This window comes from Fictibacillus sp. KU28468 (assembly GCF_026153615.1).
Taxonomy (GTDB): domain Bacteria; phylum Bacillota; class Bacilli; order Bacillales; family Fictibacillaceae; genus Fictibacillus_C; species Fictibacillus_C marinisediminis.
This window is the reverse complement of the sequence record NZ_CP110666.1, coordinates 3,427,833-3,443,075: the sequence shown is the minus strand read 5'-3', so window position 1 is coordinate 3,443,075 and position 15,243 is coordinate 3,427,833. Positions and strand designations below refer to the sequence as shown.

18 protein-coding genes, 1 tRNA gene and 2 riboswitches are annotated in these 15,243 nt (G+C 42.9%); of the genes, 12 read left to right on the top strand and 7 right to left on the bottom strand.

Annotated elements, in window-relative coordinates; genetic code table 11:
- Positions 1-101 precede the first annotated feature (101 nt).
- Together OKX00_RS18070 and OKX00_RS18065 are read right to left on the bottom strand one after the other, a co-directional pair.
- Positions 102-1,016, bottom strand: coding sequence for a DMT family transporter (locus OKX00_RS18070; RefSeq protein ID WP_053355405.1), 915 nt, complete (start codon positions 1,014-1,016; stop codon positions 102-104).
- A 710-nt stretch (positions 1,017-1,726) separates the two neighbouring features.
- Positions 1,727-2,512 carry a hypothetical protein gene (locus OKX00_RS18065; RefSeq protein ID WP_053355403.1) on the bottom strand — a complete coding sequence of 262 codons (786 nt, stop codon included), beginning with the start codon at positions 2,510-2,512 and terminating at the stop codon, positions 1,727-1,729.
- Positions 2,513-2,672: 160 nt separating this feature from the next.
- On the opposite strand from OKX00_RS18065, the gene OKX00_RS18060 reads away from it, so the two are divergent.
- On the top strand, positions 2,673-2,945 hold the full coding sequence (locus OKX00_RS18060; RefSeq protein WP_265408311.1) for a LapA family protein: 273 nt from the start codon (positions 2,673-2,675) through the stop codon (positions 2,943-2,945).
- Positions 2,946-3,039: 94 nt separating this feature from the next.
- Positions 3,040-3,420 carry a hypothetical protein gene (locus OKX00_RS18055; RefSeq protein ID WP_265408310.1) on the top strand — a complete coding sequence of 127 codons (381 nt, stop codon included), beginning with the start codon at positions 3,040-3,042 and terminating at the stop codon, positions 3,418-3,420.
- Positions 3,421-3,508: 88 nt separating this feature from the next.
- Here OKX00_RS18055 and OKX00_RS23265 read toward each other — a convergent pair whose 3' ends face one another.
- Positions 3,509-3,931, bottom strand: a complete 423-nt coding sequence (locus tag OKX00_RS23265; RefSeq protein ID WP_322114330.1) for a hypothetical protein — start codon at positions 3,929-3,931, stop codon at positions 3,509-3,511.
- Positions 3,932-4,120: 189 nt separating this feature from the next.
- Between OKX00_RS23265 and OKX00_RS18045 the strand changes: the two genes are divergently transcribed.
- Complete coding sequence (locus OKX00_RS18045) at positions 4,121-4,678, top strand: NADPH-dependent FMN reductase (protein ID WP_062236298.1); 558 nt, start codon at positions 4,121-4,123, stop codon at positions 4,676-4,678.
- Between the two features lie 81 nt (positions 4,679-4,759).
- Here the strand turns inward: OKX00_RS18045 and OKX00_RS18040 are convergent, their stop codons facing one another.
- Positions 4,760-4,909 (bottom strand): hypothetical protein, encoded by a 150-nt coding sequence (locus OKX00_RS18040; RefSeq protein ID WP_265408309.1) that lies wholly within the window; start codon positions 4,907-4,909, stop codon positions 4,760-4,762.
- A 427-nt stretch (positions 4,910-5,336) separates the two neighbouring features.
- Here OKX00_RS18040 and OKX00_RS18035 point away from each other — a divergent pair, with 427 nt between their 5' ends.
- Entirely contained in the window at positions 5,337-5,504 is a 168-nt protein-coding gene (locus tag OKX00_RS18035; RefSeq protein WP_231689151.1) for an aspartyl-phosphate phosphatase Spo0E family protein, read from the top strand.
- Here the strand turns inward: OKX00_RS18035 and OKX00_RS18030 are convergent.
- Positions 5,501-5,689 (bottom strand): hypothetical protein, encoded by a 189-nt coding sequence (locus tag OKX00_RS18030; protein WP_053355398.1) that lies wholly within the window; start codon positions 5,687-5,689, stop codon positions 5,501-5,503. The two genes, OKX00_RS18035 and OKX00_RS18030, sit on opposite strands and share 4 nt — an antisense overlap.
- A gap of 272 nt (positions 5,690-5,961) precedes the next feature.
- Between OKX00_RS18030 and OKX00_RS18025 the strand changes: the two genes are divergently transcribed.
- Positions 5,962-6,792: an aldo/keto reductase gene (locus OKX00_RS18025; protein ID WP_265408308.1), complete on the top strand. Its 831-nt coding sequence runs from the start codon at positions 5,962-5,964 to the stop codon at positions 6,790-6,792.
- A 101-nt stretch (positions 6,793-6,893) separates the two neighbouring features.
- Here the strand turns inward: OKX00_RS18025 and OKX00_RS18020 are convergent, their stop codons facing one another.
- Complete coding sequence (locus OKX00_RS18020; RefSeq protein WP_265408307.1) at positions 6,894-8,366, bottom strand: aminoacyl-histidine dipeptidase; 1,473 nt, start codon at positions 8,364-8,366, stop codon at positions 6,894-6,896.
- A gap of 151 nt (positions 8,367-8,517) precedes the next feature.
- Between OKX00_RS18020 and OKX00_RS18015 the strand changes: the two genes are divergently transcribed.
- Both OKX00_RS18015 and cyoE read left to right on the top strand, forming a co-directional pair.
- Positions 8,518-8,593: transfer RNA gene (locus OKX00_RS18015), tRNA-Arg, on the top strand.
- Positions 8,594-8,763: 170 nt separating this feature from the next.
- Positions 8,764-9,663 carry a heme o synthase gene (gene cyoE, locus OKX00_RS18010; protein ID WP_265408306.1) on the top strand — a complete coding sequence of 300 codons (900 nt, stop codon included), beginning with the start codon at positions 8,764-8,766 and terminating at the stop codon, positions 9,661-9,663.
- 108 nt (positions 9,664-9,771) lie between these two features.
- On the opposite strand, the gene OKX00_RS18005 is transcribed toward cyoE, so the two are convergent.
- Positions 9,772-10,425, bottom strand: coding sequence for a phosphatase PAP2 family protein (locus OKX00_RS18005; protein WP_265408305.1), 654 nt, complete (start codon positions 10,423-10,425; stop codon positions 9,772-9,774).
- Between the two features lie 171 nt (positions 10,426-10,596).
- On the opposite strand from OKX00_RS18005, the gene OKX00_RS18000 reads away from it, so the two are divergent.
- From OKX00_RS18000 to OKX00_RS17980, 5 genes are all read left to right on the top strand, one after another.
- A complete protein-coding gene (locus tag OKX00_RS18000) occupies positions 10,597-11,796 on the top strand; it encodes an ATP-grasp domain-containing protein (protein WP_265408304.1) in 1,200 nt (399 codons plus the stop codon).
- Positions 11,797-11,930: 134 nt separating this feature from the next.
- Complete coding sequence (locus OKX00_RS17995; RefSeq protein ID WP_265408303.1) at positions 11,931-12,374, top strand: YflT domain-containing protein; 444 nt, start codon at positions 11,931-11,933, stop codon at positions 12,372-12,374.
- A 93-nt stretch (positions 12,375-12,467) separates the two neighbouring features.
- Positions 12,468-13,115 carry a phosphatase PAP2 family protein gene (locus OKX00_RS17990; protein ID WP_265408302.1) on the top strand — a complete coding sequence of 216 codons (648 nt, stop codon included), beginning with the start codon at positions 12,468-12,470 and terminating at the stop codon, positions 13,113-13,115.
- A gap of 26 nt (positions 13,116-13,141) precedes the next feature.
- Positions 13,142-13,257, top strand: a riboswitch (SAM riboswitch).
- 83 nt (positions 13,258-13,340) lie between these two features.
- Positions 13,341-13,454: riboswitch (SAM riboswitch) on the top strand.
- A 98-nt stretch (positions 13,455-13,552) separates the two neighbouring features.
- Positions 13,553-14,584, top strand: coding sequence for a methionine ABC transporter ATP-binding protein (locus OKX00_RS17985; protein ID WP_265408301.1), 1,032 nt, complete (start codon positions 13,553-13,555; stop codon positions 14,582-14,584).
- A complete protein-coding gene (locus OKX00_RS17980; protein ID WP_053355379.1) occupies positions 14,574-15,236 on the top strand; it encodes a methionine ABC transporter permease in 663 nt (220 codons plus the stop codon). The genes OKX00_RS17985 and OKX00_RS17980 overlap by 11 nt, the downstream gene beginning before the upstream one ends.
- The last annotated feature ends 7 nt before the right edge of the window (positions 15,237-15,243 follow it).

The window sequence follows — 15,243 nt, the reverse complement described above, 5'->3', positions numbered from 1 at the left end:
TCCTGATCAAATCATATATCTATGTATTTTTATTTTAAAACGATAACCTGCATTAACTCTATAAACGTACCTCTTTTAACGGTTTTTATCAACTTCTGCATCTATACACCATGAGAAACAGCAGGATCATTTACAGGATGTGAGGGCCTGTTTGTTCTCAAAAATAGATACAGCCCTGTGCAGACAAGAAAACCTCCGGCTGCCTGGAATGCAGATATATGCTCATTCAGCATGAAATAGGCCAGTATGCTCGCGCCAACAGGCTCACCAAGGATATTGACAGAGATGGTTGTTGCACTTACGTATTTCATCAGCCAGTTAAAGAGGACATGGCCGAAGACGGTGGGAACAATGGCAAGTAAAAAGAAAACGGTCCAATCATGTTTGGAATAACCGGCCATAGCGATGCCAGCCCCCAAATTATAAAGAGCAAAAACAGCAATAGCGGATACAAAAACAGAAAGACTATAAAAATAAGAAGGAATACGCCGTAAAAGATGCTGTCCGATCAGCATATGAACTGCTACTGCAAGCGTCCCAAGAAGGGAAAGTACGTCTCCAAGCAAATTTTCGGGCGATATGCCAACGTCACCCCAGCCAATCAGCACAGCGCCGCAGATGGCGACCCCCATCCCAGCAAGCGAAGCGGCGGTGGTTCTTTCTTTAAATAGAAAGAAGGCCCCAATCAGAACAAAGACAGGCTGCAAAGCGAGTATGATCGTAGAGCTTGCGACAGTCGTCAGCTTCAGGGAACCCATCCAGAGCAAAAAATGAAGAGCAAGAAACATTCCCGACAAAAAAAGTAGCAGCCACTGACGAGGCGTAACTTGTTTCGAATGCTTGAACTGCTTACCTGCAAAAGGAAGCATGAACAGAACAGTAAAAAGCAGCCTGTACATCCCTTGAACGGAAACGGGAGCATCAGAAAGCTTAACAAAAATAGAAGAAAAAGAAACGGCGACAATACCGACGATTAACGGAATAAATACCGGAAAAGGGCACTTTTGTTTATCCATAGAGGCCTCCTGTATTCTCATTATGCCTATATGAAGTATACAGGATTTTTTATAAAAATCAGCCATTTTCTTACGGAGATTCCCAATAGAAATTCAAAAAAAAAAAACGGCTGACTGCTTATGCAGATCAACCTATTTTTTTATCTGTTTATTGAAGGCGGTGTTTGAAATGCTTGTTTCTTGGAAATAGACGGTAGATGACATGAAGCGCAAGAACGCCAGCCACTAATAGTGCGGCTAGTTTAATGTCTTGTAAATCTGTCTGTTTGACAGCAATTCCGATAAACGGCCAGACAATTACGAGGGAAAAAATGTCTCTGTTTCGCGCTTAAAATAAAAGGCGAAAGCGGCACCGACAATCAGCAATGACTTAATCCCCATGATAGAAGAATTGGTTCAAAAGGAGAAAATGAACAATGGATAAGAAACGGGAAACCATTAATGAATTCGCCAAAAATAAGCGGAAGTACATAAAAAACTTGAAGCAGGAACACCAAAACCAGGATAAAAACTAATGAAGCGGAGGCTCCTTGGGCGTAATGAGAGCCGCTCTTTTTTAATTTGCCAACTTAATATACGGTAATATTATGGACTCGGACGCTACTTCTCAGGTGATTTTTAGCAGCAGCAACAAAACAAGCGGCACGAAAACGGAAAGCCAGCGGCGAAAGGTATTTAAGAATACCTTTCGCCGCTGGCTTTTGTTAAGTTCAGTTTGCTTTATGTACGCTGCTGCTCACAAGCTCCCAGCGCGTGTACTGAAATTTCCAGACAGAGTCTGCGAAGGCAACTGAGTCTGCGTTGGCGATCCCGGATATTCTCTGAACACCCCGCAATTCGAATATGCCATCACCATTTATGTCTACAGGTGTGAGCATGCTGAATTTATTAGCGGATACCTTGATCGGTTTTACAAGGGTACCATTTTTATAGACCTCAGAGGTATCATATTTTTGTTTTCGTTCTTTTAAATTAATAGAAGTGATTTTTCCAGTGTTTTTAACTAAAATCGTAGCGTTGTAGCCATCTGTAAATCTTCCGCTGATTCCTAAAGAGGAAGGAACCGGAATTTCGAACACATGGTTATTTTTTGCAGATACTAGATGAAAGACAGAAGTTCCTCCGCGCCCGCCTGTTTCAGCCGAAATGTATGTCTCAGGAATATGGTCACCATTGAAATCAAAGAACTGAATGTGAGGATGATATCCCCCATCATTTAAATTTAAGGTTGTGAACCGATGGGTTGCTGAGTCTTGAAGAATCAAAAATAGATTTTCAGAGTAAATATTCTCCTGTTTTTCCTTTTGGCCCATTAACGTTACTACGTCAGGGCGCCGGTCACCTGTTACATCCATTTTTCGCTGTGACAGGACATAGATGGATGAACCGCTTTTATTTTCATTATTTTCTTGGCTGAGCGGGTTGGCAAGTGTCGGCGTTCCGGCGGTAATCAGTAAAATGAGGAAAAGAAGCATGTTGAAAAATATGGTCTTCACGAATTCTGCCTCCTTAATATCCTAATTATGGTTAATATGCCGATATTTCCATCGGTTCATACACATGGCTAACGAATTATTTTTTTGTAAATAAAATGAAATGTTTTTACAGGTTATCACTTCTTCAAACAGGGTATAAACCACTAAGGAGGGTTCGAATATGAAACAAACAATGAGTATGAAACCATGGATATTAGTGGGTATAGGTACTTCGGCTGCAGCCGTATGGTTATCATCAAAGCCTAACAGAATTCGAACAAAACTTGCATTGAAAAACATTAAGAGGAAAATTAAGCCTGACTATTCAGATAGAACGAAGGTTCTCCCTGTGGAAAAAGGCGGCCATCCTGATCCGAGCGATTTTGAAGATTCAAAAATGGTTTCAGAAGGTTCAGCCTATGGGGTCCATTATTTCAATGAAAAAAAGCAGTAAATAGGATAAACCTACTGTTTTATGAATATCAGTCAAGTTAGCCTCGCGCGTATGTTATTATGTTGAAATAACATATACGCGAGGTGATTTTGTTTTGAAGGCAAAAATTATCCTTTTAACAGCATTCCTTTTATTGGTAACAGGCACTGTTTATGCAGCCAGCTCAGTCCAAGTAAGGTCATATGGAGGAGATAAGTCCTCGTCTGCTGTTTCGTTTGACGACACCTATGCGACCATTTCGATAAAGAAGACGACAGGAAGCGGAAAGCTGAAACTTGAGCTTTGGCAAAAGCATTTATTTTTCCCGGATGAAAAAGTAGGCCAGACACCTTGGATAACAGAAAAGGGAGTAGGCTATCAAAAAGTGATCAATCTCGCTGGATCAGGGGATTATTATCTTAAAGTGGTAGACTCAGGCAAAGCTGGAGGAAATGGAATTGGCGTAAATTATAAGGCAACATCATTTCTGCAATGATTGATAGCTAAAAAGGCAGGGAATTCTTCCTTGTCTTTTATCATTTTCGCAAAAAAAAAGAGAATACATTACTGTATCCTCTAGCATTTCAATAATTTTCATGTCTCTCGCCTGGATAAAACTTTTCATCCAATTCCCATGATTCTACCATTTGGTAAGCGGCTTGCTGAGGGTAGCCTTTTCCGTACAGATAAGCCATGGCAGCAACCTCCCGCAAAGCATGTTCATAGGAGGTTTTCGGCGCTTCAGTCAATCCCCGTTTAACAAACCACTCGACGGCTGTCAAGGTCGATAACTTCAGGGGATTATTGTATGGAGTGAAGTAACCCCCGGCACCTGGAGCTGGACCTGGATAGCCCGGGTCTGGATAGCCCGGGTTTGGATAGCCCGGGTCTGGATAGCCCGGGTTTGGATAACCCGGGCCTGGACCGGCCCATCCTTGAGGCCCAGGAGGTCCTGAAAAGGGTGCTGGCCCCGGATAGGGTAAAGGAGGACCTGGATAAGGTAGCACGTTCGTTTCACCTCTCGTTTTAAGTAGCCTTTATGACAATCTAGTGTATGCAGGCGCCTAACACTCTGTGCAGAAGACATTGTTCCCTGCCTTTAAAGCTCAGAAACAGAATACTTAACCTATTTCAAAATTTAAGTATAATATATACAGGTAAGAACATTTTGGAAATTTAAAAGGCAGGTAATGAACATGAAAATTTTAGTTATGAACGGCAGTCCAACTGCGGAATCAAGAACCAGAGGCATTGCCGAGTATGCAGCAAACGTTCTGAAAGAAAAAGGTATAGATGTGTCCTTTTTCGACGCGGGAAAAGACCGTCTTCCATTATTCACGGGAGATACGGCGGAGCGGGAGGATGAAGCTGTTCGCGGTTTGAGTAAAGCGGCTGATGAAGCGGATGGTTTTTTTATTTGCACGCCGGAATATCACAATGGAATGAGCGGAGCTTTAAAAAATGCACTTGATTTTTTAAGCGGCGGCCATTTTAAGAACAAGCCAGTTGCCATCGCAGCGGCTGCTGGCGGCGGAAAAGGCGGAATTAACGCATTAAACAACCTGCGTACGGTGATGAGAGGTTTATACAGCCTTGTACTGCCGGATCAATTTGTCGCTGATCCCCTTCATTTCAATGAAGAACGGGAGCTGTCAGAAGAATTGGCTACGTTAAGAGTGTCTGCACTGACCGATCAGCTTATTGACTTAACAAAGGTCGTATCCGCCAACAAACAAAACCTTACTGAAGAATAATAAAGGAAAGGGGCTGTCCAGAAAGTCGAAAATTGACCTTCAGGCAGCCCCTTTTTGGCTTGAAAAATCTTCAATGAAAAGTTAATTGAAGTGGAAGATGCGAGACTCCTCGAAAATGAACTTCACATTTTCTTCGTGCGATATAACGCTGCCGAAGCTTTCCTTGTCCTGCGGGACTAGCGTGACAGGTGAGACTCCCGCCGGTGCTTGCACCAAAAAGTAGGCGTTCACGCGGTAAGGCTCACCGCACGCCCCGCGAAAGTAGGAGCTCGCGCCGGTAAAAGCGAGCAGCCTGGAACGAAAATCAACAGCTTACAGACTTCTTGGACAGCCCCTTTTTTTTTCGAGGAAGTAAAGTCTAGCTTCAGCTTTTCATTTGAACCAGCTTATGATTTCGAAATACCACATGCCGGCAAGGAAAATAACCCCCAGTGACAAGACGATAAATTTGACGTATCTCAAAAGGATTCTCCTGTCTTTTTACAATAGTATGACCAAAAGCCTATATGATAACGCGGCTTTTCAAAGGGAAGTTTGTATTGTTTTGTAACTTTATCACTTCTTTTGTTGAATCTCTTCTCAAACGTCAACTTTTTATAGATAATATCACTTGTGTATCTGAATATGTTGGAATTGATAGAAAAGGAGAGCATTGTGTGTGAGTAATGTAGAGTATCGCCAAAAATGGCTTTTAGAATCGATTGGAGTAAAAAAAGAAGAGCTAATCAGGCTGGCATTTCTCAGAGGGTTTACTAGTCATGAAACGGTCCAGTGCAGCCAGGAGCTTGACGGCCTGCTGAACGAGTACCAAAGAAACGTTTGTTAATTCATCGTTACGAGTTGCTTCGTTAACAGATCGACCCGTGTCAGGATCGCACGTTTAATCAGCAGCGGATAATCATTTTGAAACTCACTGAGAAGTGCCCGAATCTCGGTGATCAAGTCCAGTTCGTTTTCAAGAATAACATCTCTGCTCACTTGCTTAGGGAAGTCAATGACATTATTTTTCATCAAAACACCTCCGCGTAACTTACTTCTACATGAATGTAGTATTCCATAAAAAAGGAAACACTCCTGCACATAATTGTAAATGTTTTGAAAAGACGGCCTCAATTTTACAATAAAAAGCATCAGAATCTAAAAGAAGAAACGTTTTTTTCTTTCCTTGATTATGGGTATATTCGTAAAGGCAAACGCCTGCACACTTGTAAGGCATATCTTTTCTTGTTTTTGAAGATTTATGCGAAAATGTCGATATATTCATAATCTAAGGAGGGAATAAGATGGCTAAACATCTTCAAGACACAACAACATTGCACAATGGCGTTAAAATGCCTTGGTTCGGCCTTGGGGTTTATAAAGTGGAAGAAGGGGACGAAGTCTACCAATCCGTTAAATCGGCTTTGAGCAAAGGATATAAAAGCATTGATACAGCAGCAGTATACGGAAATGAAGAAGGCGTTGGCCGTGCGATCAAAGATTCCGGCATCCCGCGTGAAGAATTATTCATCACGACGAAAGTATGGAATGCAGATCAAGGTTATGAAACAACTTTAGCAGCATATGAGGAATCTCTCAAAAAGCTTCAGCTTGATTATGTGGATCTTTATCTCATTCACTGGCCAGTGGAAGGGAAATATAAAGAAACATGGCGTGCTTTGGAGAAATTATACATAGACGGCCGTGTCCGGGCGATCGGTGTGAGTAACTTCCACGTCCACCATTTAAAAGACGTAATGGCAGACAGTGAGATTGTACCGATGGTTAACCAGGTAGAGTTTCATCCGCTGTTAGCTCAAAAAGAATTGCTTGCTTTCTGTAAAGAAAACAAAATTCAGATGGAAGCGTGGAGCCCTCTGATGCAGGGTGAGCTCCTAAACAATCCAGTACTTTCTGAGATTGCGGAAAAACACAACAAATCCGTGGCACAGGTCATCCTGCGCTGGGATCTTCAAAATGGTGTTGTGACCATTCCGAAATCCGTAAAAGACCATAGAATTCAAGAAAACTCCGAAGTCTTTGACTTTGAACTAAGCGCGGAAGACATGGAGAAAATCAATACGCTAAACGAAGATCAAAGAGTCGGGCCCGATCCGGATAACTTTGACTTCTAAGACTAAAATGATAAAAAGAGGACGACTCAATTGGATGAGCCGTCCTCTTTTTTGTTTGCGCATAGAATGGTAAATATCCCTTCAGCCCGGGGTGTGCGTTATCATGATTTATAAAAGTAGTTCATTTCCTGCAAAACAGCCTTCAAATAATCCCATGTCCGAATGGTGGAAGGTACACTGAGGTGTTCTTCAGGAGTATGCACATCAAACATATCAGGACCAAGGGAAATGGCATCGATATGTGGAAGTTTTTCTGTGAAAATTCCGCATTCCAGACCGGCATGAATGGCTACGATCTCTGGAGGATTGCCGTATAAATCTTTGTAGACCGTTTCGAACAAGCGGCGGACTTTTGAATCTGGGCGGTAAGGCCATTCTGGATAATCAGCTTCTGTAGAGAACCGAGATTCTGTAAGCTGTGCAATCAGGTTATTCTGCTCAACAGTCTGCTGCTTCAGACTTTTCACTGAGCTTCGTATCTCACTGACAAAACGAACTTCCTGGCTGTTGCTCGTTACCACTCCAAGGTTGGTTGAACTCTCTGTTAAACCTTCAATCTCCTGGCTCATGGACAGCACACCATTTGGGATCAGCATGAGTGAGGTGATCACGTTTTGTGTGGTTTTGACGGAATATAATTTGTCCGGGCTTTCCGCGGCTTCTTCGACTGTAACTGAGATTCCAGGATCAGCTGTCCGCAGCTCATTTTTAAGAACATGTTCCCAGTGGGACACCAGCTTTGGCAGATCGATTGAAACATCTGAAGTTAAATAGATTACAGCTTCGGCTTCCCGAGGGATCGCATTTGATTTCAGCCCTCCATTTATTGAATGAAGGCTGAAAGGGAACTGGACGGAAAGCTCATGCAGTATTCTTCCAAGGAGCTTGTTGGCATTGCCTCTTCCTTTTTGGATGGACATGCCGGAGTGGCCGCCGAAAAGCCCGCTCAACTGGATCTTGTAGCCTTTAAGTTCTTTTGGAGCAGTTTCCCATTGTATAGGAAGAGCTTGCATGGCAGTTATGCCGCCTGCACTGCTGACCAATAATTTGCCTTCTTCTTCTGAATCAAGATTAATAAAAATTTCTCCAGAAAAAATTTCAGGACTGGCTTCTAGCGCGCCTTTCATGGTTGTTTCTTCTTCTGTAGTGATGATGATTTCAAGGGCAGGATGAGGAATACCACTCGAATCAAGGAGGGCGAGGGCATAAGCAACGGCTATTCCGTTATCCGCTCCGAGTGTCGTATTGGACGCATAGAGCATGTCATCTTTTAGCTGCAGGGAGATGGGGTCGTGTTCAAAATCATGGGCCGTTCCTTTGTTCTTTTCACATACCATATCCATATGGCCTTGCAGAATGATGGCAGGTACATGCTCATAGCCTTCTGAAGCGGTTTTTTTTATGAAAATGTTAAGCGCTTCATCCTGTACCGCTTCAAGGTTCCTTTCTTTTGCAAAACGCAAGAGGTAATTACTGATTTCTTTTTCGTTGCCGGAACCGCGGGGAATGGCGGAAATTTCGGAAAAAAAATGAAACACCGGGTGCTTTTTTACATCTTCAAGTGTTGTGTGCATATAATTCATCCTTTGCATGAATATTTTTGGACATGAACTTATGTATAAATATAGAGTAGAGAAAGAGGGTGAAATAATCAACCTGCTCAAACAAAAGGCTTTTCAAAAGGCTTGCAGTTTTGTATAATACACTTTGTTGACCATAAATATTGGCTCCGTAGCTCAGTGGATAGAGCGTCGGTTTCCTAAACCGTGCGTCGCAGGTTCGATTCCTGCCGGGGCCGCCACACTTATAAACAATACGATGGCTGCACGCGGCTGTCTTTTTTTATGTCTGACGAGATTTGAACGATTATTGAACAGTATAAGAACATAATGTGACATTTATCACAAACTAGTGTTAGGTCTGTTAAAATAGAGACATACTATATGATAGATATGAAAAGATGGTGATTTTATGGGTGAAAATGCTACTCCAAGCATTTTAAAAGACTATATACAAATAACAAAGCCGGGTATTATCTTTTCTAACCTGTTAGGAACAATTGCTGGCTTTTGCATCGGTGCGAGAAATCTTTCTTCAAGCCTTAGCTTATGGGAGCTTTTCTTCTGGACAGTTCTAGGAACCGTTTTTGTGATCGGTTCATCTGCGATCGTGAATAATGTTTACGATGCGGATATCGATAAGTACATGGAACGGACAAAGAACCGGCCGATTACCAATGGGAGAATACCGAAACGAAATGCGATCTTAATGTCGCTCATTTTTATTATCATAGGTGAGGCCATTTTAGGCTTGATGGTAAATCCGGTTGCTGCGCTTATAGGTTTTATTGGATTTATTTTCTATGGATTTGTTTATACAATTTCTAAAAGGGTGACAGTGATCAATACGGAAATCGGATGTATTTCAGGCGCTACACCTCCGATTATTGGCTATACGGCAGTTACCGGACACTTTGATTTGATCGCATTGCTCTTATTTGTATTCATGTTCGCATGGCAGCCCCCGCACTTCTTTGCACTGGCAATGAAACGGGCAGAAGAGTACAAGAGTGTAAATGTACCGATGCTGCCGAACAAAGTGGGCTTTAAGCAAACGAAGGTTCATATTTTAATCTATACCGTATTTGCGGTAGCAGCTTCTCTTCTCTTGTACTTTTTTAACGTACTGGGAATCTGGTACTTAATCGTTGCGGGTATTTTAGGAGCAGTCTTCCTTTACCGTGCGATGCAGTCCTTTAAGTACAAAGAAAAAGAAACGGAAATTGCGTGGTCAGGAAGAATGTTTAAATTCTCCATTATGTATTTAACGCTCATGTTCGTGACCATGATGTTTGCTCCGATTTTCAGCTAATAGCTTAACAATAAAAACCCCTATTGAAATGGTGCCTGGCACCGCCTCAATGGGGATTTTTTAATCCAGCTCCAGCACCAAGGGCTGAACGTGGCGCTGGAGCTTTTTTTAATGGCTGATTTCTTTCGTTGATGAGGGAATTGGTTTGGATTTTATGGAAGGTGACCAATTTCTCTCGGAGACAAAACATAATGTCTCTGCCAACAAGACGGCGGCGAACACATCAAGGATGACATGCTGTTTAACCATCAGAGTTGAAACGATAATAATCACGGAAAAGTACGTAATCATACTTCTGTTCCAGGTTGTTGAGAACGGTGCCTTGCGCATTACCCGGACCAGCAGGTAGCTGGAAAAGCAATGGATGCTTGGAAAACAATTATAAGGGGCATCCATCTCGTAGACCCGGTTTACAAGAGATTCCAAGAATGAAGAGCCAGCAACGAGCGGCCTAGGAACGGTGGTCTGAAAAAGGCTGTATACCGTATAGCAGACCAGCAGGCCTGCAATGTAAACAAACAGTGTCTTGAAGTACGTCTTCTTATCTTTGAAATAGAAATAAATCAAGGTTCCGTAAATATATAAGGTCCACAATAGGTAAGGGATAATAAAAACAGCAGAGAATGGTATGTTCCTGTCAACAGTTGTAGCTAGGTTATGCACTTCGCTCCCGGGGTGATTGACCCAATCATAGATCAAGGAGCAAATCGGCAATAATCCTAAAGAAAGCAGCGGGAACAGGTTTAGCAGCGATTTCTTCATAATTTCCTCCATGGCAGCTAACTTCTTTTGCCATTTCCCTAGTATACATCAGATCAAACAGAATAGGGCAAATGGAAAACATTGCTTGCTAAATGATAAGGCTGCTGGTTTAAAGGTAAGCTAAAAAAGGTATTTATCCTGTAATCCAAGCATGTTCAGGAGGTACAATCCATGCAGATAAGTAAACCAGCAATTGTTCCGCGTTATACATTTTCTGAAATTTACGGTCCGGATCTCATTTTTAATCCGAGGCCTTCATTCGCTCATAATAAGTGGATTCCCGATTGTCCAGTAAAGCTTGATCTTCTGACGGGAAGCCAGTTTGCGGTATTGGGAAGCATGCCGGTCATCTGCAACCGGTCGGTAACTACCAAAAAAGCAACGGAGCTGTATGAACGGGCGGGTCTCCTGCTTCGTTTTCCTGTTCACGAATATTCGACAGAGGCGGATTATCGAAACATTTTCGGCCGCTTAGAAAAAGAGCAGAAGAAGATGGTAGTTCAGCATATTCACCCAGAAGAAGAAATGTCATCAGAAAATTATTGGATCGATCCGCGCCTTGTTCAGTATCTAAACAATAAAGCGAATTTAGAAGAGCTGGTTCCTTCTGGACATGCTCCGAAACGAAAATCAACAACAGCTGCGGAACTTCATGATCAATTAGAAACCTTCCCATTTCCATGTGTCGTTAAGGCAGCGACAAATGAGGCAAATGCGGCAGGTTTTGATGTATTTATCTGCAAAAATCAGGAGGACATTGACAGGGCAGCAAACTTTTTCGCCTCCTGTGAAGGAATTGTCATAGAAGAGTACTTGGAGATCGAGCACAATTATTGCGTTCAGTTTGCCTGTACAGCAGATGACCGTCTGATTTATCTGGGCAGTACGATCCAAAATATTACGGAAGACGGAAAATATAAAGGAAACTGGGTCGATAAAGAGTCAGAACCCGATGATGAGGTCATCAAGGTCGGGAGAAGAATTATGGAAGAAGGCTGTAAAAGAGGCTATAAAGGGATTGCAGGATTTGACATTGCGGTAACGGCTGATGGAAGGAAAATAGCCTTTGATTTAAATTATAGAGTCAACGGTTCTACCGCCGCACTTCTTATGAGAGACAGTGTTGAAGAACAGCTCGGTAAAAAGGTAATCAAATTCGTTTCCTGGGAATCCAAGGGCGGTATAGAACCCCTGTATGATGAAGTGAAACGGGGGATTGAAGATAGATATTTCATTCCGCTGTCGATCTATAATGGCAGTGAAAGCCCTTATGAAGATGCCGCCACGCTTATACAGGGCCTTGTACTGGGAGACACAAGGGAAGAGGCGGATCAAAAGGAATATATTTTTCAAAGAGCCGGTCTATCCTAAAAGAGAAAACCATCTAAAACTCCCCGGCATTTGGAGGGGAGTTTTCTTATCCTTATGGTGGCACCTGTTTACAGATATAGGGTTGGGGTAAATACTAGTAAATAAAATCAGACATTGATTAGGAGGCAATACATATGAGCAAAATGGTGATTGGAGTGTATGAAACAGAGAACGAAGCTGTTGATAGTATACAATCCCTGGTGAATCAAGGATACAATGCAAAGGACATCTCCATCCTTGCTAAAGATGATGGAAAGATGGATCGAGTTGCCGATAAAACGAATGTTTCAGAAGAACATCTGGACGAAGATGTAAACGAAGCAGCCTATGGAACCATTGCAGGTTTTCTGTCTGGTATCGGCGGAGCCATCGCGGTGCCAGGCCTTGGTGTTCCCGGTATTGGTCCGCTGCTTGCTGCTGGTCCATTTGCATCCATGTTTAGTGAGGATTCAGAGGATGATTTAAAAGAAGTTCTCATGTCCCTGGATCTTTCAGAACGGACGGCTGAGCGTTATGTGCAAAAAATAGAACAGGGCAGCATTATGGTTTTCTTAGAAAAAGATGCGGTGAAACTTTAACAATAGAGTAATTCTAAGAGGTGCCTGAACGCATAAAATAGTCCGCCACATGAAAGGATATGTACATAAAAGCAAGTTAAAGTGAGGGCGGATATGAAAAAAGAGAATATGGCAATTCTAAGCGGCGTTATGATAATGGGTATTGTAGCTTTAAGACTAATGAACAGGCTTCGTAATGATGATCATTGGATGAAACTTGACGGAATGGGAAGCCTGGCTATATTTTCAGCACGGGGCGGAGGTTTCGTGGATTTCTTTCTGAGAAGTTACTCTTTTCTTGGTTCTGGATTTCTGTTGATTCCTGCCACTATTTATTCTGCATACAGATACAGGAGAAAAGGAAAGAGAAACATTGTTTTTTTATTAATAGCCAACCTGATCGGATGCCGTTGGATTAACTCTGTTTGGAGAAAGAATTGGAAGCAGCGGCCTCCATCCACTAAACCTTTTTACATTAGGTATGGATATCCGAGTGCGCATGCGATGAATGCAACAGCGCTTTATGGTCTTTTTACACTCTTATCAAAAAAGTTTGTTAGAACGAAATTTTGTATATTGGCAGTGCACCTTGGATTTATTTGCTGGAGCAGAATTTATCTAGGCATTCACTATATTACGGATGTACTGGCTGGAGTTGCCGGAGGAGCAATGTGGCTGGCTTTTATGGCTTCAGTGTTTTTTTTCCGATCAGAGAACTCCGAAAAAAGATTTGACATCGACTTAGATCATGGTATAAGATAGGTCACATCAAGTAAATATGAACGTGTTTCTTATCCAGAGAGGTGGAGGGATATGGCCCTGTGATACCTCGGCAGCGGGTTTTTCTTTTGAAAAACACTGTGCCAATTCCAGCAAGTTCCTTTAAGGGCTTGGAAGATAAGAAGAGCAGCTCGTTTCCTTATGGATACAAACATCTCTTCTTTCTTTAAGAAGAGATTTTTTTATTTAATTGAACATTATATTTGTTTCTTATCCAGAGAGGTGGAGGGATTGGCCCTTTGAAACCTCGGCAGCGGGTTCCCGGTTTAATGGGAATACTGTGCCAAGTCCGGCAAGCGATTAGCGCTTGGAAGATAAGAAGAGATCAGCCACTCATCTCGATGCGTCAGGCCTCTTCTTGTTTTCAAGAAGAGGCTTTTTTTGATGTTTTAACAGTAGCGAGAAAGGAGATCACATCATTGATTCGATTTGAAGAGGTAACCAAAATTTATGAGAGTGGCAAAAGCCGGGTAAGAGCGTTAAACAATGTGAGCTTTGAGATAAAAAAAGGGGAGATCTACGGTGTTGTCGGATACAGCGGAGCAGGAAAGAGCTCCTTGCTGCGATGTGTGAATCTTTTGGAGAAGCCAACATCAGGGCACGTCTTTGTAGGAGAGGAGGACATGGCAAGATTGTCTCCGAAGGAACTGAGAAAAAAACGGAAAAATATCGGTATGATTTTTCAGCATTTTAATCTGCTGAACGCAAAAACGGTATTTGATAATATTGCGACACCGCTTTATCTTCTCGGCATGAAGAAATCATTCGTTAAAGAGAAGGTGAACGACCTGCTGGAATTTGTTGGCTTGTCCGAGCACGGGCATAAATATCCCGACCAGCTCTCCGGCGGACAAAAACAGCGGGTAGGCATTGCCCGGGCGCTCTCCACTGATCCGGAAGTGCTATTGTGTGATGAAGCAACATCGGCATTGGATCCGCAGACTACCTCCAGTATTTTAAAGCTTCTGAAAAAAATCAATAAGGAATACAACATTACGATTCTGATCATCACGCATGAGATGAACGTCATTCGTGAGATATGCGATTCCGTCGCTGTTATGGAGAACGGAGAAGTGATTGAGAAAGGGAGCGTTTTTGATGTATTTGCAAGGCCACAGACTGAGACGGCAAGGCGCTTCGTCAGTTCAGTTCTTCAGGATGAATTGCCTGAGTCCCTTAAAGACCTATTGAAGAAGCAGGACAGGAATCATCAGATCTTCAGGATTGTATTTACCGGAGCATCCACAAGACAACCGCTGCTGTCACAGATTGCCAAGAAATTCAACGTGGACGTCAGCGTTCTATACGGCCATGTCACAGAACTTCAAGACGTCCCTTTCGGAAACCTTGTTGTTCAATTGATCGGCGACGAACAGGAAATCAGAAGAGCGATCTTTTTCGTGAACCAGAGTGAAGTCGAAATAAGGGAGGTCGCACCTTATGCAAGTTGATTGGAGTACATTTTGGGTCGACATTTTAAATGCGGCCGGTGATACCTTAACGATGGTTGGATTTTCCTTATTGTTCTCGGCTGTAATCGGCATTCCGCTTGGCGTCGTACTCGTAGTCACGAGGAAGGGGCACATTCTTGAAAACCTGGCCGTCTTTAACGTTTTGAACGCGATTGTAAACGTTCTGCGTTCGATACCGTTCATCATCTTAATGGTGGCGATTATCCCGTTTACAAGATTAGTAGTCGGTACCTCTATCGGGACATCGGCCGCGATTGTGCCATTGATTGTATATGCCGGCCCCTATATCGCAAGGCTCGTGGAAAACAGCCTGCTTGAGATCGATCCGGGCATTGTAGAGGCCGCAGAAGCCATGGGAGCTACTCCTTGGCAGACCATCTTTCGCATACTGCTGCCGGAAGCATTCAGTTCACTGATCCTGTCGTTTACGATCGCAACGATCGGCCTGGTCGGAGCTTCGGCGATGGCAGGGGCTGTTGGTGGAGGAGGCTTGGGCGATCTGGCCATTGCCTACGGCTATCAGCGATTTGATACAGACGTGATGATTGTCACCGTCGTTCTGCTCGTCATCCTTGTTCAAGGCTTACAGAGCACAGGAAATATACTGTCCAGAAAAATTAGAAGAAGATAAAAAGAGA